The 19,099-nt window shown below is 42.7% G+C and carries 18 protein-coding genes; 3 read left to right on the forward strand and 15 right to left on the reverse strand.

The window, feature by feature from the left end:
• Complete coding sequence (locus EJP82_RS25470) at window positions 1-2,049, forward strand: ABC transporter ATP-binding protein (RefSeq protein WP_127194885.1); 2,049 nt, start codon at window positions 1-3, stop codon at window positions 2,047-2,049.
• A gap of 119 nt (window positions 2,050-2,168) precedes the next feature.
• On the opposite strand, the gene EJP82_RS25475 is transcribed toward EJP82_RS25470, so the two are convergent.
• From EJP82_RS25475 to EJP82_RS25490, 4 genes are all read right to left on the reverse strand, one after another.
• A complete protein-coding gene (locus tag EJP82_RS25475) occupies window positions 2,169-3,056 on the reverse strand; it encodes an S-layer homology domain-containing protein (protein ID WP_246054436.1) in 888 nt (295 codons plus the stop codon).
• Window positions 3,057-3,116: 60 nt separating this feature from the next.
• Entirely contained in the window at window positions 3,117-3,566 is a 450-nt protein-coding gene (locus EJP82_RS25480; protein WP_127194886.1) for a hypothetical protein, read from the reverse strand.
• 81 nt (window positions 3,567-3,647) lie between these two features.
• The gene (locus EJP82_RS25485) at window positions 3,648-3,980 is read right to left on the reverse strand and encodes a four-helix bundle copper-binding protein (RefSeq protein WP_211350299.1); all 333 of its coding nucleotides are present in this window, start codon (window positions 3,978-3,980) and stop codon (window positions 3,648-3,650) included.
• Between the two features lie 105 nt (window positions 3,981-4,085).
• Complete coding sequence (locus EJP82_RS25490) at window positions 4,086-5,150, reverse strand: CobW family GTP-binding protein (protein ID WP_127194888.1); 1,065 nt, start codon at window positions 5,148-5,150, stop codon at window positions 4,086-4,088.
• Window positions 5,151-5,303: 153 nt separating this feature from the next.
• Between EJP82_RS25490 and EJP82_RS25495 the strand changes: the two genes are divergently transcribed.
• On the forward strand, window positions 5,304-5,816 hold the full coding sequence (locus tag EJP82_RS25495) for a MogA/MoaB family molybdenum cofactor biosynthesis protein (RefSeq protein ID WP_127194889.1): 513 nt from the start codon (window positions 5,304-5,306) through the stop codon (window positions 5,814-5,816).
• Window positions 5,817-5,906: 90 nt separating this feature from the next.
• Here EJP82_RS25495 and EJP82_RS25500 read toward each other — a convergent pair whose 3' ends face one another.
• From EJP82_RS25500 to miaB, 11 genes are all read right to left on the reverse strand, one after another.
• Entirely contained in the window at window positions 5,907-6,425 is a 519-nt protein-coding gene (locus EJP82_RS25500) for a hypothetical protein (protein ID WP_127194890.1), read from the reverse strand.
• Window positions 6,426-6,602: 177 nt separating this feature from the next.
• Window positions 6,603-7,604, reverse strand: a complete 1,002-nt coding sequence (locus tag EJP82_RS25505; RefSeq protein ID WP_127194891.1) for an acrylyl-CoA reductase family protein — start codon at window positions 7,602-7,604, stop codon at window positions 6,603-6,605.
• A gap of 38 nt (window positions 7,605-7,642) precedes the next feature.
• A complete protein-coding gene (locus EJP82_RS25510; protein ID WP_127194892.1) occupies window positions 7,643-9,949 on the reverse strand; it encodes a thiamine pyrophosphate-dependent enzyme in 2,307 nt (768 codons plus the stop codon).
• A 20-nt stretch (window positions 9,950-9,969) separates the two neighbouring features.
• Entirely contained in the window at window positions 9,970-10,977 is a 1,008-nt protein-coding gene (locus EJP82_RS25515) for a 2-oxoacid:acceptor oxidoreductase family protein (RefSeq protein WP_127194893.1), read from the reverse strand.
• 360 nt (window positions 10,978-11,337) lie between these two features.
• Entirely contained in the window at window positions 11,338-12,387 is a 1,050-nt protein-coding gene (locus EJP82_RS25520) for a YkvI family membrane protein (RefSeq protein ID WP_127194894.1), read from the reverse strand.
• 163 nt (window positions 12,388-12,550) lie between these two features.
• A complete protein-coding gene (locus EJP82_RS25525; RefSeq protein WP_127194895.1) occupies window positions 12,551-14,005 on the reverse strand; it encodes a nicotinate phosphoribosyltransferase in 1,455 nt (484 codons plus the stop codon).
• A gap of 240 nt (window positions 14,006-14,245) precedes the next feature.
• The gene (locus EJP82_RS25530) at window positions 14,246-14,797 is read right to left on the reverse strand and encodes a cysteine hydrolase family protein (RefSeq protein WP_127194896.1); all 552 of its coding nucleotides are present in this window, start codon (window positions 14,795-14,797) and stop codon (window positions 14,246-14,248) included.
• A gap of 57 nt (window positions 14,798-14,854) precedes the next feature.
• Window positions 14,855-15,637, reverse strand: coding sequence for an NUDIX domain-containing protein (locus EJP82_RS25535; protein WP_127194897.1), 783 nt, complete (start codon window positions 15,635-15,637; stop codon window positions 14,855-14,857).
• Window positions 15,638-15,756: 119 nt separating this feature from the next.
• Window positions 15,757-16,164 carry a PaaI family thioesterase gene (locus EJP82_RS25540; protein ID WP_246054438.1) on the reverse strand — a complete coding sequence of 136 codons (408 nt, stop codon included), beginning with the start codon at window positions 16,162-16,164 and terminating at the stop codon, window positions 15,757-15,759.
• A 97-nt stretch (window positions 16,165-16,261) separates the two neighbouring features.
• Window positions 16,262-16,714 (reverse strand): YlbF/YmcA family competence regulator, encoded by a 453-nt coding sequence (locus EJP82_RS25545; RefSeq protein WP_127194898.1) that lies wholly within the window; start codon window positions 16,712-16,714, stop codon window positions 16,262-16,264.
• A gap of 56 nt (window positions 16,715-16,770) precedes the next feature.
• Window positions 16,771-18,378, reverse strand: a complete 1,608-nt coding sequence (miaB, locus tag EJP82_RS25550; protein WP_127194899.1) for a tRNA (N6-isopentenyl adenosine(37)-C2)-methylthiotransferase MiaB — start codon at window positions 18,376-18,378, stop codon at window positions 16,771-16,773.
• Between the two features lie 198 nt (window positions 18,379-18,576).
• Between miaB and EJP82_RS25555 the strand changes: the two genes are divergently transcribed.
• Window positions 18,577-19,014: an NUDIX hydrolase gene (locus tag EJP82_RS25555; RefSeq protein WP_127194900.1), complete on the forward strand. Its 438-nt coding sequence runs from the start codon at window positions 18,577-18,579 to the stop codon at window positions 19,012-19,014.
• Window positions 19,015-19,099: the final 85 nt, after the last annotated feature.

The following is a 19,099-nucleotide window of genomic DNA, read 5'->3' on the forward strand; positions in this document are numbered from 1 at the left end:
ATGCACAGTAATACAGGTAAATCACTATTCAAATACGCCATGACGGCGAAAAATACATTCATTTTAGCACTCGTTATGCTAGCTATCGGTGTTGCCGCTGAACTAGCGGGACCGTTTATCGCTCGCTCCATGATCGACGACCATATGCTAGCGATCGAACAACCATTCAATGAGACCTCCATTCAGGGAGAGCAGACGGTTTCCTTCGACAATCGCTACTTCAAACGAGGCGACCGCTTAGCTGACGGGGAAGCCAAAGGTAATGAGGTTCGAATCCTTCAGGTAGGATCTTCCTTTGTGTTCATTGACAGTGCAGTATCAGATATAACGGGCAAGCGCAGCTATGCAGACGGTATAATGACCTTGGATAAAAAAGGAGTTATAACTGATTATCCAGCTCAAAAACTGAGTGCTACCGAGCTATTCTCGTTCTACAAACCTGAGATACCTGGAATATTTACGTTGGTCGGCTGGTACCTTTGTTTTCTTGCCATCTCAATCCTAATGGAATTTGGTAAAACGTATTGGCTACAATCATCAGCAAATAAAGTCATTCAGAAGCTACGCATGGATGTATATGCACATATCCAACGTCTGCCCGTTCATTTCTTTGACAATTTACCCGCAGGAAAAGTCGTATCCCGGGTAACAAATGATACGGAAGCAGTCAAAGACTTGTTCATTGCTGTGCTTTCAAACTTCTTCTCCGGCATCATTAATATGATTGGTGTATATATCGCTCTGTTCTTACTTGATGTAAGACTTGGGCTCATCTGTCTCTTCATTGTGCCGATCATTTGGATCTGGGTTGTTCTTTACCGGAAATTCGCTACGAAGTACAACACCATCATTCGTTCGCGCTTAAGTGAGATCAATGCAATTATCAACGAATCCATTCAAGGAATGTCGATCATCCGAATTTTCCGGAGAGAACCACAAACCAAAGAAGAATTCGAGAACTTGAACAATGACTACATGAAACATCAGAATAAAATGCTTAACCTGAACTCATTTACTTCACATAATCTCGTCAACGTAATCCGCAGTTTTTCATTCGCAGTTGTTCTGTGGTACTTTGGCTCAGCACAATTGAATGGAACAGGAATCATCTCACTTGGGGTACTCTACGCTTTCGTTGACGTGCTCGGACGACTGTTCCAACCAATGACAGGTATGGTGAATCAACTTGCTGCGCTGGATTCCTCCATGGTATCCGCTGGCCGAGTATTCGCCCTCATGGACGAACCAGGTGAGGATGTTACCGATGGCTCCATGCCTCGTTACAAAGGAAACGTGGAATTTAAAGACGTATCGTTTGCCTATAAACAAGACTACGTGTTAAAGAATATTACCTTTAAAGCTAAGCAAGGTCAGACGGTAGCACTCGTTGGTCATACGGGATCAGGTAAGAGTTCCATCATCAACTTATTGTTCCGTTTTTACGATCCGCAGAAAGGGACGATCACGATCGACGGTCAGAATGTACGGGACCTACCTAAACAGTGGATTCGTGAGCATATGGGAATTGTACTGCAAGACCCTTATTTGTTCACCGGAACAATTGCCTCAAATGTCAGTCTTGGTGATGATAAAATCTCACGGGCTACAATAGAGAAGGCGTTGGAAGATGTCGGGGCTACCCGGATCCTATCTCACCTTCCGAAAGGACTAGATGAACCCGTTGTTGAGAAAGGGAGTACGCTCTCAGCTGGGGAACGACAACTCATCTCGTTTGCACGGGCACTAGCCTTTGACCCGGCCATCCTCATTCTCGATGAAGCCACAGCTAACATTGATACGGAGACTGAGGCACTGATCCAATCTGCACTGGAAGTTCTGAAACGTGGACGGACAACATTTATCATCGCTCACCGCTTATCGACAATCCGTAGCGCTGACCAGATTCTCGTGCTGCATCGGGGTCAAATCGTGGAGCAAGGTACACACGAAGAACTGCTCGCGCATGGCGGTCGCTACTATCAAATGTACCGTCTGCAGCTCGGTTCCTCTGAGGTCCTGGTATCTGCCGGAAATCCCGCTACAGTGTAGACTACTATTTAACAAACTTAAGCTAATGCAAGATAACAAAGAGGCTATCCTATCGTGAAATTACTTCACACTTAGGATAGCCTTTATCTTTATATCTTCTCTTTCATCCAGCTCAGCCTTTATTTTTGTGGCGCGATTTCTACCGTATATTCACTTGATACATATGTCTCAGTCTTCGTATCACTAATCACTTGAATATAGCCGTAATTAGGTTTCGGCGACAATAATTTGTAGTAAACGATCGCTTTGCCCTGTTCCGTAAATTCAATCTTGGATACAGCGATTCCGTAACCAGGATTCGGTTGATTTAGACGGGTTAGAACAACTTTATTGATCTTATCGTTCACTTTCTCCACACTTAGATAAACTTCCTCTTGGTTATTCACTTCTGACTTCTTAAGCTCCTCTACAAATTCAGCTGCATTATAGACCATTCTGGCTGCCTCAATCCGAGTGACAGATTGCTTAGGATAAAATTTACCTTTGTCATCCAAAGTCGCAATTTTCGAGAGCAGGATCATTTGGATGCTATTCGCATATACCTTATTTACTTGGTCTGAATCATTAAGTATGACTAGCATCGTAACGGTCGCATATCCAGAGGGTGTAGTTGAATCGACAGCCTGCATCAGTAGATATGCAAATGCCTCTCTAGACAACTCTGCTTTTGGATCAAAATTTTTGGGTAGCTTAATTCCATTATCCTCGGCGATTTGTAGTGAAGTTTTGTACCAGTTATTCGGGCCAGAACGCTTGGTGTAAGACTCTTCCTTAGCTTTTAGTCCCAAAGCCTTTACAATCATTTGAACGCTCTGCGCACCAGTAAGCTTGCCTTGAGGAACGAACTTATCTTGTGAATTCCCTTGAATTACTCCCCGCTCCTGCAACGATTCGGTAATCTTAGCATCGTGGCCCTTTACATCCTTAAATGCTGAAGCCGATGTGCCCATCAATAAAGATCCTGCTAACAATATAGCGGCTGTCATTTTCATTTTATTCATTGTCATTGGATATCACCTCTGCCCTACTGACGCAGTAGGCTTCCATTAAGTTGCATATTATTCCATTTATATATTGTCATATAACTCCTTGGTATAACTCTGCAACCTCTCCTCAAGCTTCTGGGCCTGGGAACTAAACTCCTGTAACTCCGTTATCATGATCATCCTACCATCTACGTTGAACGTATCATGGATTCTTTTTTTGAAATAATCATGTACAATATAATTCCGTTGCTTCCATAAAGCTTTAAGCTGTGCTGTCTCCTCGTCTGAAAAAGAGAAATGATGGCCAATCTCATTCACAAGCTGCCCGAGTGAACTGCTTAGTTTCCGCTGAAATTGCTCCGTAAACTGCTGCTCCGAGACCATTTCTCCTTGAGACAACTTCATCAGCATGATCAAATTGGCGAGTTGTTGCTCCAAAGCTTGTGAATAATAAACCGCCAGACCAAAGTACATGAACAACTCCCTGGACTGTTGGTTATCGTTCAAATCTTTCACTACTTCATCACTCATTAACCTCGCCGACCTCCACCTCTGACTCATCCTTCCATTCATACGTATAGCTACCAGCACCTAAATATCTAAGTTCAGATTCTATGCTGCTGCTCTCCGGTCCCGGAGAATATCAGCACAACGTCGACATACCTCAGCACACTTCTTGCAATGTTCATGCTCATGTTTCCCACATTCTTCAGCGCAAGCATCACATATTTTAGCACATAATTCGCGAATTTCATCTCCAAACGCCGTATCCCGTGACAAAGCCTCCGCAGTAAAGGTACATATATCGGCACATTCTCGGTTAAGTCGAATGCATTCTTTTAGCATACCAAGATCGTATTCTTTCAAACTAGACACATAGCAATAATTACATGCATTCATACATTTGAGACAAGCTTCGATATATTCGCGATTCTTTTCATTCATCATAGTTAGTATCCTCCCGAATATTGATTTTCTTTCTAACACGCTCTTATGTACTTACCATGAATGGTCCACGTTGAAACGCCACTAGGTACTTCTAATCCATAGTTATGCTTTACTTTGCTTATTCTCCAGATCGCTCAATCGCTGTGCCAGCAAGGTTTGATCGAAATGTTCCCCAATAAATACAGCAACATCAGGAACGTCTCCTTGCGGTGCAATTTTAAGATAATCAGCTTCACGGTAGGCATATTGGAACAGGAAGCGACTAGCCGTATCCGAGAAACTTAGCACGCCTTTACCCCTGTATACTTCCCGTGGTAACTCAGCAATAAACCGCTCAAACTCTACACTATCCACCGGTCCATTAAAATAATGACTATACACCGTAACATGATTATGCGATACATGAGTATGCGGGTGGTTATGATGATCCTTATCATGTTCGTGGTGCTCATTGCCTTCACCATGCTCATGTTTGCAATTCTCATCACATTTTTCATGATCATCCTCAAGATTGTACTCTTCCTTAACTGAACTAACCCCACCATTAGAATGCTGTTTTAATTTGTCTCGCAAAAGTACTCCAAGATCTACATCACATTTCACCGCATCAACGATTTCAGCGTAAGGATTCAGTTTGATAAGCAATTCCCTGATTTCCTCTCGCTTCTCCTCGCTGATTCGATCCACCTTATTCAGAATCAACACAGAACCGCAGCGGATCTGATCAAGCATTAAGCGGTAAGTTTTCCCCTTCTGGGACTCATATAACTCCGCCAAATACGCAGAATCAACGACTGTAATCATCGGTTTAATCTCCAGCTTCAAATACAGGGAAACCTCTGTAACCGCATCAAATATCTCCATCGGATTAGCTGCACCTGTCGCTTCAATGATGACCAAATCAGGTTGTTCCTGTGTAACTAACTCCGACATTTGAAGTCCTAAATCACCTCGCACCGTACAACAGATGCATCCATCTAACATTTCCGCCATGGGGACTTCCTCAGTCACCAACAGACCATCCAAATTGATGTCTCCAAGCTCATTCATTATCACAGCAGGACGTAGCCCGTTATCTTTCCAATAAGACAATAAACGCTGTAACAGCGTCGTTTTACCGCTCCCTAAAAATCCGGATAAAATATATACTGGTGTAACTCTTTCCATATACAAATCCTCGCTTCCAATACCCATTGTATGAAAGCGAGTTTACACCAAGCCGCCGTTAGATGCAACCTCTTGTCCAAAATCTGATTATGACGTTACATGTGGTAATATATATAATGGACTCAAACCTGTCTGGAAAAGGAGAGAACATGGATGAAATCAGTAGATGAGCACCGTAGTCAAGCGCCGGACAACGTCTCCTGTATGATTGTTACGGTATCAGACACCCGAACAACGGAAACGGATACGAGTGGTCAATTGATACGTACCCTACTTGAGGAGAACGGTTATACAGTTGTAAAATATCAAATCGTAAAGGACGATTATGACGGGATACGCCAACTATTGCGAGAAGCTGCTCCCGATCCCCGTGTGGAGGCCGTTCTACTTACCGGTGGTACTGGAATTGCACCGAGGGATACGACTTATGAGGCCGTGCGTAGCCTGCTCAGTAAGGAAATACCCGGATTTGGCGAAATATTCCGTTATCTCAGCTTTACCGAAGACATCGGTTCTGCAGCCATTCTAAGCAGAGCGATCGCTGGTACCATCAACAATATGGCCGTATTCTCCATGCCGGGATCTCAAGGGGCTGTTAAGCTTGCTATGGAGCGGATCGTTCTTCCTGAATTACGGCATGTCATGCGTGAAATTTATAAGAAATAACACAAAGAAATCGCCCCTTTTTTGATAAATTGGAAGTACCACCAACCATCATTAAAAGGAGCGATTTTTCGCCTATAATCTTAGTTCTTATTATTTTAAGTTATCTAGCAAATTCTCAAATACTAATTCCATATCATCACGGTACTGACTTTTCGTCTGACCACTAGAGGCATAGACTAGAGCGGTGTTATCCCTGGCTGAAATAACAGCAGTTTCAGAAGAATCTACTTCGTCTTTCCCATCCTCAGAACCGTATATTTCCGTAATCTCACGAACCCGGTCGCTCTCACTTGGATATATATGCACGATAACGAAATGACGCGCATCTCCATTGATGAAATAGCTGTAACTGATATTGCCATCTAACCCTTCAGCATAAGTTTCGTGGGACAAACGGATTCCACGCTGTACACATTCGTTTTTTAACGATTGAAGAAACGTAGTATTTCGTGTAGTGCCATTGATCCGCTGATTTTTATTTCCATCTTGGTAGCTTTTCATATTGTATCTGTCCACTTCTTCTTTTGCCGTTCTTTGCATCCCGTCACTACACGCCGCAGTCATCGATAATGCAATCACGGTATACAGGCTAACCGTCCACCACTTCATAGGTAAAATCCTTCCTTTTTTGTAAGGTTGAACTCCATTCTCTCTGTGGATAGGTTGCCTATACGTCCCCCATTTTATACCAATATGTATGCTTCATAAATCCATGTATGCAGCAAAAAAGACATCCCCCACAATATTATGTGGAGAATGTCTTGACATTGACCTCGTGCGACTAGTTTATTTACTAATTAGTGAAATAACCTGACGGCCAACGGCTTTACCTCCCAGAATGGTGGATAAAGCTACCGGAAGTCCATCCAATTCGTATACCGTAACGGCATCTTCTAAAGCTGTAACTGGTTTCCAATCACCAGCAAGCTGTTGCCAAAGCTTCAACCGTAACGGTGCCGGACAGAATACAGAGTCGATTCCAAGTAAATTTACACCCCGCAAAATAAACGGAAATACCGACGTATCGAACTTCCCACCACCAGTAAGACCTGACAAAGCGATGGATCCACCGTATTTAACTGATTTAAGCAGTTCTCCAGTGGTTGCGCCACCAACCGGATCAATAACAGCAGCCCATAACTCTTTACCTAGTACGCCTCTACTACCTTGGGAGATATCTTCTCTTGAGATGACGTTTTGAGCACCAAGTCCGAGTAATTTGTCCTGCATATCACTCTTACCAGTAGCCGCTGTCACTTCGTATCCAAGCTTGCCCAATATCGCTACAGCCATGCTTCCTACACCACCAGTCGCTCCCGTAACAAGTACGGGGCCACTTTCAGGCGTTAAGCCGTTCGCAAGCAAGCGCTCAACCGATAAAGCCGCTGTAAATCCAGCAGTACCTATCGCCATCGCTTCAAGCGGGGTTAGTCCTTCAGGCAAGGAGACTAGCCAGTCGGCAGGAACTCGCGCTACTTCAGCGTATCCGCCCTCATGTGTAACACCCAGTCCGTATCCGGTGCAAAGAACAAGATCTCCAGATTGGAATCGATCATCCCGAGAATCTACTACTTCTCCCGCCAAATCTATTCCTGGAATGAAGGGAAATGATTTTACAATCTTCCCTTCCTCCGTGCTTGCGAGTCCATCTTTATAGTTCACACTAGAGTAATGTACTCTCACTGTCACTTCGCCTTCTGGTAGATCTGTTAAGCTGATCTGATCGATACCTGCCCGGAACCCCAAGTCATCCTGATGGACGCGAAATGCTCGGAATAACTCCTCTATGATGTCCGCCTCCTTCTTTTATGACAACAATGCCTTTTTTACAAATAAGGATTTTCATTCTTGGCTAATAGTACTTGCCAACGTCTTTGTACTTCGCGCTCAAACGAAGCTAGTGCTTCCGCATTTTCTGGTTTGGTTAAATGGCGAGTTTTACCCATAGTCTTCAGCCAATCAACCAGCGGAATCCGTTTGTCCTTGTCTTCTGGATTGAATGTAATTGTTGTTTGGCCATGTTCCACTTCATACAGTGGGAAGAAGCAGGAGTGAACAGCCGCATCAATAATATCCGTACCCTTATCATCCGGGCTGATCCAGTTGAGCGGACAAGCTATTAATATTTTACCATAGACGAGTCCTTCATTCTGAGCGTACCACTGCGCCTTAGCCGCTTTCTTCACTAAATCCTGTGGATGCGATTCACTACCCGTAAATACATACGGAATGTTGGTCGCTGCCATAATTTGCGCTGTATCCTTATGATGAGACGCTTTACCCTTTTGTACTGAGCCAATGTTCGATGTGGAAGTACGATGTCCGATCGGCGTTGAGTAAGACATTTGCGCGCCTGTGTTCATGTATCCTTCGTTATCATACTCTACGATGATCATACGATGGTTACGAAGGGCTGCTCCAATCGCTGGTCCCATACCGATATCCATCCCGCCATCGCCTGTAACCATTACGAACGTAAAGTCATCCTGTAGACCAAGATCATCGAGTTCGCCTCTACGTTTACGCTCCCAGAACATCTCTACAACACCGGATAACGTTGCAGCACCGTTCTGGAACAAGTTATGAATATAAGTTGCCTTATGGGAGGAGTAAGGATAGCCTGTCGTTACAACCATCGCACAGCCTGTATGGAACAATGCGACGATGTCACCTTCAATTCCTTTGAAGAACAGCTCTAGTCCTGAGAAAATGCCACATCCCGGACAAGCTCCATGACCTGGTGCAATCCGTTTCGGTTTCTTAGTCAGAGCACGAAGTGGTGGAATACGCACACCAAGCTTCCCTGTTTCCTCATTGCGAGTCACCGTAATGAGTCCAGTTTTCAAATCCTCAAATTTAAGTGGGTTTAACACTCTCTTTTGTGTCTTCTCTTTATCTCCAGGTGTGTGTCCATAATAATCAAACGGAACGCTCACTTTATTCTGCTCTGCCGCTTCAATCGCCAGCGAGAACAAATGATGACCATCCTCTGCGTAAAACTCCTTGCCGCCAAGACCGTAAATACGGCTAACAACTTGTGTTGTCTGATTGCCATATGTAAACAGCGCGGCTTTAATTTCATTCACCATGTTACCGCCATAGGCACCATAAGAATCAGCCCGATCTCCTACGGTTATCGCCTTCACATTTTTCAAGGCCTCAGCAATTTGGCGTTGTGGGAATGGACGAATCATATTAGGTGCGATGGAACCTGCCTTAATCCCTTTCAGACGCAGCTCGTCTACAACATCCTTAATAATCTCCGAAGCCGAGTTCATTAAGAATACGGCAACTTCCGCATCCTCCATCCGGTACTCATCCAGCATTTTGTATTCCCGACCAGTTAATACAGCATATTCTCCAGCGATTCTCTCAAAAACAGCCTCAGCATTGTACATTGCTTGGGATTGTTGGTAACAGTTGTTGATATAATCCGGTTCGTTCATATAAGGACCCACCGTAATGGGGTTGTTGCGATCTAATGTATGTGCGAATCCTGCTGGGGGTTGTTCTCCAACAAACTTTTGCACATCTTCGCGATTAGCAAAGGTGTGGACACGACGTTTCTGATGGGATGTGAAATAACCATCTGACGCCACAAGCACCGGCAAACGTACTTCTGGATCTTCAGCCAATTTTATCGCCATAATGTTCATATCATATACGGCTTGCGGATCACGACACATCAGAATCGGCCACCCCGTATTGAGAGCGTAGTACAGATCGGAATGATCTCCGTGAATGTTAAGTGGTCCCGATACGGAGCGACAAACTAAGTTCATAACCATCGGAAAACGTGTTCCTGACTGTACAGGCATCTGCTCCAACATATACATATACCCATTTGCACTCGTTGCGTTAAATACCCGTCCGCCGCCTGTTGAGGCACCAAAACAAATACCAGCAGAGCTATGTTCTCCGTCAGATGGAACCAGCTTGATATCATGCTGCCCGTCAGCCTTCATCAAATCTAAATATTGAGCCACTTCCGTTGAAGGCGAGATAGGAAAATACCCCATAATATGATAGTTAATCTGATGAGCAGCATAAGCTGCCATCTCATTACCGGACTCATATACGACACGTTGTTCAACTTTGGCTACGCCACGTTCTTTTTCCATATTAATTGCCATATCGGTTCCGCCTCTCTATATTAGTGAACAGCCAAATCGAAGAGGTGCGGAACACGATGATCATCCGCATAGCCGTCTTCCTCACGTTCGCCGGACAATGCGTCCGTCGGACAAGCATGTATGCATTTCAGGCAACCTTTACAATATTGATAGTCAATCCCATTTAAGAACATTTGTGGTCTGCCCTTTTTATCAAGTCTCTCTTCCCATACGAAGCAATTATCTGGACATACGGTATCGCACTGCGCGCAGTGTATGCAGGTTTCTTCTTTAAAGTGAGGCATCATTCCCGAACGGGAAATGCTAAGATCCTTCAGAATACTATTACCAGGATTCGAAATGATTCCTCCCATATGTTGAGTTTCATAACCAAGCACCGGAGTGTCTGTACGAACAAATTCTGGCATACTAGCACCCTCAGGCAATTCAAAGGTATGGAATACTACCTCATTATATCCTCGTTCAAATGTAGCTAAAGCTGGGGCAACTGTCTGTGGATATTTCTTCTCCAGCGATTTAGTAATGACATCCTTCATGGTCTCTGGATCAAGAAATGGACATAAACGGAACATAGCTCCTAACATCGCCATATTGACGCGGTTATTTAGTTCAAGCGCAATGCCCGTTGCATCTATAACGGCAATAGTTCCGCCGATGAGCTTCATTTTTTCTTTCAATTCTTCTGGAGTTTTGCGAGAGTTCACCAGAACCGTACTGTCCTCATAAATACCACTAATTACGTTTACGGTCTTCGCGAGTGCTTCTTGAAAGATACAAACGACATGTGGACGTTCAACTGGTGAGGTATCACGGATTGGCGTGTCCAAATCACAGAAACGGATATGTGCTTTAACAGGTGAACCTTTCTTCTCTGAACCATATGAGGAGAAGCTTACACCGTTTAATCCTGCGCCCTCTACACCTGCCTCAGCGAGCATTTTACCCGCCAAATTGGCACCTAATCCCCCGATTGACTCCAAGCGGATTTCAAAAAAACCAAGCTCATTTAATTTAGGTAGAAGTACCACTTCTTGACCCCCCTCTTTGCAAATATGAGTTCTCACGATCTAATTCAAGGAAATTAAAGCATATAACTGGAAAAATAACCGGATCTCGAAGCCTATTTTTGAGTAAAATGTCACAGTAAAATATACCCCGATTAATTTTTCAATTTATCATAGATTTAGTGTGATGAATGTAACAATTGTCATAAGGACAAACTCATTTTGACATATTCAACTTGGTTGTCATCAAATCCACACTTTGTCGAATTAACGCAGGAAAATCGCTGAACATATCATTTCCTGCGCTTTCCCGAGAAATAATTAAAATACGAAAAACCATCCCTTAAAAGGAACAGTTTCACACAGCAGTATCATAGCTTTTATTTAGATGATTTTTTTCGGATATTTTTTAATAACTAAGAAAAATAGTAGAATCATACCCAAGTAACCAAAGATAGGGTAAAGGTAGTAGAGAAGTGAGCTGAACCCCACTTGGCTGATTAAGAAGCAAGACAATAGAATGAATAGAGCTACCCCTAATTTCGGGAAAGTATATAAGCTCTGGATCTGACGAGTTATTCCAAAAACGTTACCTACCAGTGTTGTGAAAATTTCTCCGTATATCACGATTAAGAACAAAATATGCATCGGCATTCCGAAACTACGAATGATCTCAGCCATGGGGATATCAAACTGTACAATTTCCGGCATCCTAGAATTTATCGCAAAATGACTGATCAATAACATAAAGCCAAGTCCAATGCCACCCCAAATCCCGCCCCACTTTAACACATTTTCATCCTTAACTTCATTACCGAGTGGGACCATAACCGCTTGGATAAAAGCAAAGTTTAAAGCAGCGTAAGCAAATGGACTAATCAACCATTTAAAATCTTGCAAATGCCCTCTTTGCAAATCCGTTGTATGCAAGATATTTTCAAACCCAACTACCTTTGTGGCAATGATAATTAAGAAAATGAGCATCATGGGTACGACCAACGAATTCACAATTAATATACCGTTCATCTCTTTAGTCATGACAAGAAAGCAAAGTAGAATACTGATGATAATGCCAAGTTGATAAGGTAATCCCAACTGTTCCTCAAAGATGGAACCTGCCCCTGATATCATGACCGATGTTACACCAAATAAGATTATAAACGTCAGTACATTAGCAACTTTTCCAAAAAAACTACCAAACAAATAATTGTTTAGTTCCTGATATGAATTAGCTTTGATTCGATGCGACAGAATCATCATTTTAGTACCAATCCACATAAATAGTAACGTAGCTATAAATATACCTACTCCACCGATTGCTCCGTATATAGTGAAAAACTGCATGATCGATTGTCCAGAGGCAAAACCAGCACCAACTACCGTCCCTATATAAGTTGCGGCAATTTGCAATATCAACCTTGTTTTTTTGCTCATATATCCCCCACCGCATATAAAAGATTAGATGATACACTAGTCTATGTCTGCCAGGCTTGTATATTCCGAAAAATGGAAATGTGCTCAAATAATAAAAGGTTGGTTAATAGGCTTATTAGACCTAGTAACCAACCTTTTATAGGTGCACTTAATTTACTTAAGATTATTCCTCTTGCAGGTTCATATAATCCTCGATCATTTTTTGCTTCAATTCCCAAGCTTCCTGACTCAAGTTGATGCGATACTTCTCTGGATTGAGTTTTCTTAAATATTCAGGCCAGAACAAATTAAGCTGCTGTTGATGAAATTCACGAATTTCTTCCAGGGTTGGAAGGTCGTATACCAACTTACCTTCATCAAAAACAAGTTGGAGCATGGAGACCGTATCATAATCTGTTACGGATTTTTTAATATAAGGATGCACTGGATCAAAAAGTCGAAGTTTACCTCCACTACGCGCATGTTGCTCATGCGTGAAGCAAATATAATCAGCGGTTGCCTTGCCACTATCTCGATTAATAAGCCGTAGTACATCTTTTTTGCCAGGTGAGGTCACTTTCTCTGGGTTACCCGAAATCTTAATCGTCGGTTCCATCTTGCCATCCTTCTCACGCTCAACTAGCTTGTATACACCACCAAGAGCAGGTTGATCTGCAGCCGTAATGAGTTGTGTTCCAACACCCCAAATATCAATCTTAGCACCCTGGGATTTGAGGTTGAAGATTGTATTCTCATCTAGATCATTGGAGGCAACAATCTTTACATAAGGTAGACCGGCGTCATCCAGCATTTTGCGGGCTTTAATCGATAGATAGGCAAGGTCTCCACTATCCAAGCGGATACTTCCTAAACGTTTGCCCATCGCTTCAAGTTTCTTCGCTGTCTTGATAGCATTGGGTACTCCGCTTTGCAAAGTGTCGAACGTATCCACAAGTAACGAGACTTGATCAGGTAAGGCCTTAGCATAGACTTCAAATGCCTCTAGCTCTGAATCAAAGATTTGAACCCAAGAGTGAGCGTGTGTGCCTTTCGTGGGTATACCAAAAATCTCACCAGCTAGCATATTAGATGTTGCATCGAATCCCGATATATAAGCTGCACGTGCTCCCCAAATCGCTGCATCGGCTTCCTGTGCCCGGCGAGTACCAAATTCTAGCAGAACATCATTCTCTGCTACACGCTTGACCCGAGACGCTTTGGTAGCAATTAGTGTTTGAAAATTCATAAAATTCAGTAATGCCGTCTCCACCAGTTGCGTCTCCAAAATAGTTCCCTCTATACGAATTAAAGGTTCATTTGGAAAAACCACAGCTCCTTCTTGCATGGAGTGCATCGTTCCTCTAAAACGGAAATCCCGTAGTAACTCCAAAAATTCCGGTTTATAGTTTTCCTCCTGCTTAGCCAGATAAGACAGATCGTCTTCAGTGAAACGCAAGTTAGAGATGTACTTTACGATCCGTTCTAATCCAGCAAATACAGCAAATCCATTACCAAAAGGTAACTTACGAAAATAAGCCTCAAACACCGCTTTACGAAGATGTGTCCCATTAATCCAATGAGCGTACATCATATTAATTTGATATTTATCAGTATGTAGCGCCAAGTTTTCACTTTGCATCGTCTCTCATCCTCTCTGGCTGCCTGATATTTTCTTGTATAATTAGGCTACGTGGGCAAAATGTTCTTACGATCGCTGTTGTCCCCGAATTTCTTTATTGAATGGTTGAATTGGTTGAAATTCGGGGACAAAGGCGAACGTAGCTCAAGCTTCCGATGTAGCTTTCTCAAGGAAAGCTTTTAGCTTCTTCAGAATCATTTCGCCCTCGTAGCTAGTATCATCTTATATAACGCAAAATGTTCAGCCACAATCGTGACTATCTGTCACCTTTGCACCCAAACTTCCACGAAGATGATCCAGCGCCCAGACATGGCCCTCTGGATTAAAACTAGCTACGGCATCATTATAAACCGTAATCGCAAAGCCCTTATTGTAAGCATCTACAGCTGTATGTAGTACACAAATATCCGTACAAACACCGATCAGATGCACTTCTGTTATCCCTCGCTCACGGAGTTTCGATTCCAGGTCAGTACCGCAAAAAGCACTATATCTGGTCTTATCCATCCAATATACCTTATCAGCATGGCGAGTATACACCTCAGCCAGATCTCCATATAATTCCCGGCCTTCTGTACCGCGTAAATTATGAGGTGGAAATAGCTTACTTTCGGGATGCCAACTATCTTCTCGTTCATGAAGATCTACAGCCATGACTACAAAATCGCCACGCTCAACATATAGTTCAGTCAATCGGCAAATATTGTCCGCAATCGCGATTGCGGGTTCGCCTACAGGAAGATTACCATCTACAAAATCATTCGTGAAATCAATCACGATAAGTGCCTTCATGAATTTCACCCCATTAATTAATTTAGATGAAGTGCTAAGCGTAACGACAAGAACAACCTACGTATAAATAGATAATTGCGGTGTATAGTCCGTAAAGCGATATAACTGTGCTGGTCGTTGTGAGTACTGATTAGATAATAAAGCCTTTCCGTTCTCGTCACGAACCTCTTCCAAAATTCCTTGACGACTACGTGTTGAGGTAATTTTTCGGATGAAATTCAACTCAGCAAAGTCGGGTACAACCGTCTGAATAACTTGGTACAATTCACCCAATGTAAAATGTGGAGGAAGAAATTGCTTAGCGATCGTCGTGTGCAGCATCTGCTGTTGAATTCTTTTGTAAGCATCCTGCAATATTTCGCGATGATCAAATGCCAGATCCAAATCTTCAAGCGCCTCATTAACGGTAAATAAGCCAACCTCTTGCGCATCATCCGCAGATTGACGTTTCTCTAGAACCGACTCCTCAACAAGTGCTGAGAAGGCGTGAGAGATAATCCACCCACGTGGATCTCGTCCTGGCTTACTATAGACTCCAAGATACTCTAGATGATGACCATCATCAACGCCTGTTTCTTCCTTCAGCTCTCTTCTCGCTGTCTCGAATAGCGATTCATCTTCCTGAGAGAATCCGCCCGGAAGCGCCCATGCGCCAGCAAAAGGCCAGCTTCTACGCCGAATCAACATGACCTTAAGCTCAAACCGAGGCAACGATTTAGTCGCTGCCTTACGCTCGAGTCTCGCCAGAGTAAACATAACAATATCCGCTGGTATGCCATCAGGTGTCCGGTATTTCTTCACATCATAATTTTGTTTGTTCTGATCCTGTTCCTTGCTCATCAACAATCACCACATCAGTCATTTGATAACGTCCGCACCCAAAGGTGCTGGGCATTCCCTTATATTCAAAACCTTAAAGATGTTATACAAAATCATCTTACTTAATCATTATCGCGTTTTTACTTCGAATCTCGAGGTAGGCGAAATGTTGCTGTCGAGATACACGCTAACGTTCCATCTTCACCACGAACCTCGGAGCGAAGTGTCATCGTACGGTGTGTCTCATGTAGTGGATAGGCCGAAGCAATCAATTCACCACTACGCATCGCACTTAAGAAGTTGACATTCAAATGAGTCGTAACTCCTTGGCTGCCATTCTTAATCGCTGTGACCAGTGTCCCCATAGCCTGATCCATCATGGAAGATAGAACTCCTCCATGTACGATTCCCATTGAATTCAGATGCGATTCATTCACCGTTAATCCTAGTTCTACAAGCTTGCTGTCTGCTGACAACATCCGCAAGCCAAGCAGTCCCCAAAATGATTTCTCACTTCGAGCTATAATTTCTGACCAATCCATATCCATATAGGTTCCCCCTATGTTGTTTAGGTAGATAGAAATCTACTTTATTCATGATGTTAATCATCAAAAAGTGCGGAAGATATATCTCCGCACCCCTTTATTATTCGCCGTATCCTGATGTAGTTTCAGGAGCACTACCAGCTTCCACATTAACTTTCTCCGAGACGGTATCTCGGATTACAGAAATGACAAGTTGGAGTAGATAATTAATATCGCTCTGGCTTTGTTGAAACTCAGTAACCACAGGAATACTTTCTAATTCCTCCTGAAGCTCATTCATTTCACCTTCAATCTTCTCTACCATCGCTTTATTCTGAAAGCTTTCAAATGCAACTACTTCTTTTTGCTTCTTCTTGATCGTACTGATCAGAGCTTGTACACGTTCATGCTGCTGAATCAATTGCTCTGCCTTTTGAAAATGCTGAACTTCTTCGCTCGTTCCGATCAATTCGGCGAGTTCCTTAGCTTTGGACATGATATCTCCGCGAATGACTAGATCACGAGAATTAAATTTTGGAATACCGCAATCTGTATGATCATTATGTTGTTCCAAGGTCTTCTCCCCTTATCGATTAATCGGATTTACGGCCTGGGCATCATAATTAATAATTAAGCCAGCGTGACCGCTTCCGGTACAATATTACCTTTAATATACCACGTCATCGGGTCAGTAATCTCTACTTTGACGAAGGTTCCGATTAAATCGCTACTTCCTTCAAAGTGAACAAGCTTATTACTGCGAGTACGGCCTGCGAGTACATTTGAGTTATTCTTACTTTCTCCCTCAACCAGCACTTCAACGATTTGTCCTTGTACCCCATCATTACTCTTCCGGCTATATTGATTGATCGTCTCATTCAACCGCTGAAGACGTTCCTTCTTAGCTTCCATAGGTACGTTATCTTCCATTACTGCAGCAGGTGTACCCTCACGCGGTGAGTAAATATAAGAATAGGCAAAATCGAAACCGACTTCTTGTACTAGGGACAATGTATCTGCAAATTGTTCTTCTGTCTCACCAGGGAAGCCTACAATGATATCCGTCGTCAACACAACATTCGGAATAGCTGCCTTGATTCTTGACACAAGATTCAGATAATGTTCCCGTGTATACTTGCGGCTCATCCGTTTCAGCACCTCAGTACTACCTGATTGAACCGGTAGATGAATATGCTCTACGAGGTTGCCCCCTTTAGCTAACACCTCAATCAAATGATCATCAAAATCACGTGGATGTGAGGTCATGAAACGAACACGCGGGATATCTATCTTGCGAATATCATCCATTAGATCGGCGAATAAGTACTGAATATCCGTAAAATCCTTACCGTACGCATTGACATTCTGACCAAGCAAGGTAATTTCCTTGAAGCCTTGACGCGCCAGTTCCCTTACCTCGGCGATCACATCTTCAGGTCGACGGCTGCGTTCCTTACCACGGGTAAATGGAACAATACAATATGTACAGAACTTATCGCAGCCATACATAATGTTAACCCATGCACGCATGCCTTCACGTTTCTTCGGCAAATTCTCAATGATATCGCCTTCTTTGGACCATACTTCAACAACCAATTCCTTACTAAATAATGCCCCTTGGATTAGTTGTGGTAGACGATGCAGATTATGCGTTCCGAAGATCATATCGACGAATGAATGCTTCTGCAGTATCCGATTCACAACACTTTCTTCTTGTGACATGCATCCGCATACCCCAAGCAACAAACCTGGCTTCTCAGTCTTCAATACTTTAAGATGACCCAGTTCGCCAAACACCTTGTCTTCTGCGTTCTCCCGAATCGCACAAGTATTAAGCAGGATAATATCCGCCTCTTTGCGATCTTCTGTAGACTGATAGCCCATTTGTTCTAGTAGACCCTTCATTGTCTCCGTATCATGCTCATTCATCTGACAACCATAGGTCGCTATAGAATAATAATGTTGACGTTGAAGGTTCATTTGTCTAAATTGTTCCATCAGTTCGTGAGTATCGGTATCTTCGAAGTTAATCACTTCAATTTCTTGCTTCCCTCTTCGTTTACCCTCTTTGTAATCCGGGTTCGAATTGATTTGTACCGTACGTCCCTTAATCCGATAAGTGGTCTTGCCGTCTTCTTCTGAGATTACTTTTGCATCCGAAAAATCAAAATACTTGGAGTAATCCTTCGAACTCTTGCCGGATTTTAAGTCCGGTGAGTTTGGGTTCTCCTTAGTCATATTTGTTCACGTCCTTTATGTGATAGAGCTCTGCAATTTTGTACTTTGCTAATATAAAATTATAACATAAGGCTTTGACGCAATCCATGTATTACAAATTTTAAAATACTGTCCCTATATATAGAAAGGCAATCGGCACCACTTTTCATGATATAATTTTCGAGACTATTTTAAATATATAGGGAAGATGTGGTCCGTTTGATTACAGTAGTAAGTTGTCTGATTATACATAACAATAAAGTTCTAATGATTCAAGAAGGCAAAGATCACATATACGGATTATGGAATCTCCCAGGTGGTAGATTAGAAAATAATGAAAGATTAGCTGACGCTGTTGTTAGAGAGGTTGCTGAAGAAACAGGGTATCAGATTACCCTCTCTGGATTAACCGGTATTTATAATTTTGTTAGCGAAGCAGATACACAAGTTATCATGTTTGGCTTCACTGGTGATGTTATAGGCGGAGAACTAAAATTTGATAATGAGGAAATAGTAAATGCAAAATGGTTGTCCCCTCATGAAATTGCTGAATTGAGCGATGATGAACTGCGCAATGGCAAACTTATCAGAAAGATCATTAAGGATGTTAACAATAATTGCACAGTTTCACCTGATATTATTCATGATTTGATTTAACAAATTATACAATGAAAAAGAGCTGTCCCTTCAGTAGAGTTTTCTGAACTGTGACCTTATTTGTAGACAGTTCTGAAAAAGAGCC

Source organism: Paenibacillus anaericanus (assembly GCF_003994475.1).
GTDB lineage: Bacteria > Bacillota > Bacilli > Paenibacillales > Paenibacillaceae > Fontibacillus > Fontibacillus anaericanus.

What these genes read in the sequence shown, in the direction of transcription:
- EJP82_RS25470 (WP_127194885.1), top strand. Translation starts at nt 1, where the DNA reads ATGCACAGTAATACAGGTAAATCACTATTCAAATACGCCATGACGGCG.
- EJP82_RS25475 (WP_246054436.1), bottom strand. Translation starts at nt 3,056, where the DNA reads ATGACAATGAATAAAATGAAAATGACAGCCGCTATATTGTTAGCAGGA.
- EJP82_RS25480 (WP_127194886.1), bottom strand. Translation starts at nt 3,566, where the DNA reads ATGAGTGATGAAGTAGTGAAAGATTTGAACGATAACCAACAGTCCAGG.
- EJP82_RS25485 (WP_211350299.1), bottom strand. Translation starts at nt 3,980, where the DNA reads ATGAATGAAAAGAATCGCGAATATATCGAAGCTTGTCTCAAATGTATG.
- EJP82_RS25490 (WP_127194888.1), bottom strand. Translation starts at nt 5,150, where the DNA reads ATGGAAAGAGTTACACCAGTATATATTTTATCCGGATTTTTAGGGAGC.
- EJP82_RS25495 (WP_127194889.1), top strand. Translation starts at nt 5,304, where the DNA reads ATGAAATCAGTAGATGAGCACCGTAGTCAAGCGCCGGACAACGTCTCC.
- EJP82_RS25500 (WP_127194890.1), bottom strand. Translation starts at nt 6,425, where the DNA reads ATGAAGTGGTGGACGGTTAGCCTGTATACCGTGATTGCATTATCGATG.
- EJP82_RS25510 (WP_127194892.1), bottom strand. Translation starts at nt 9,949, where the DNA reads ATGGCAATTAATATGGAAAAAGAACGTGGCGTAGCCAAAGTTGAACAA.
- EJP82_RS25520 (WP_127194894.1), bottom strand. Translation starts at nt 12,387, where the DNA reads ATGAGCAAAAAAACAAGGTTGATATTGCAAATTGCCGCAACTTATATA.
- EJP82_RS25525 (WP_127194895.1), bottom strand. Translation starts at nt 14,005, where the DNA reads ATGCAAAGTGAAAACTTGGCGCTACATACTGATAAATATCAAATTAAT.
- EJP82_RS25530 (WP_127194896.1), bottom strand. Translation starts at nt 14,797, where the DNA reads ATGAAGGCACTTATCGTGATTGATTTCACGAATGATTTTGTAGATGGT.
- EJP82_RS25535 (WP_127194897.1), bottom strand. Translation starts at nt 15,637, where the DNA reads ATGAGCAAGGAACAGGATCAGAACAAACAAAATTATGATGTGAAGAAA.
- EJP82_RS25540 (WP_246054438.1), bottom strand. Translation starts at nt 16,164, where the DNA reads ATGGATATGGATTGGTCAGAAATTATAGCTCGAAGTGAGAAATCATTT.
- miaB (WP_127194899.1), bottom strand. Translation starts at nt 18,378, where the DNA reads ATGACTAAGGAGAACCCAAACTCACCGGACTTAAAATCCGGCAAGAGT.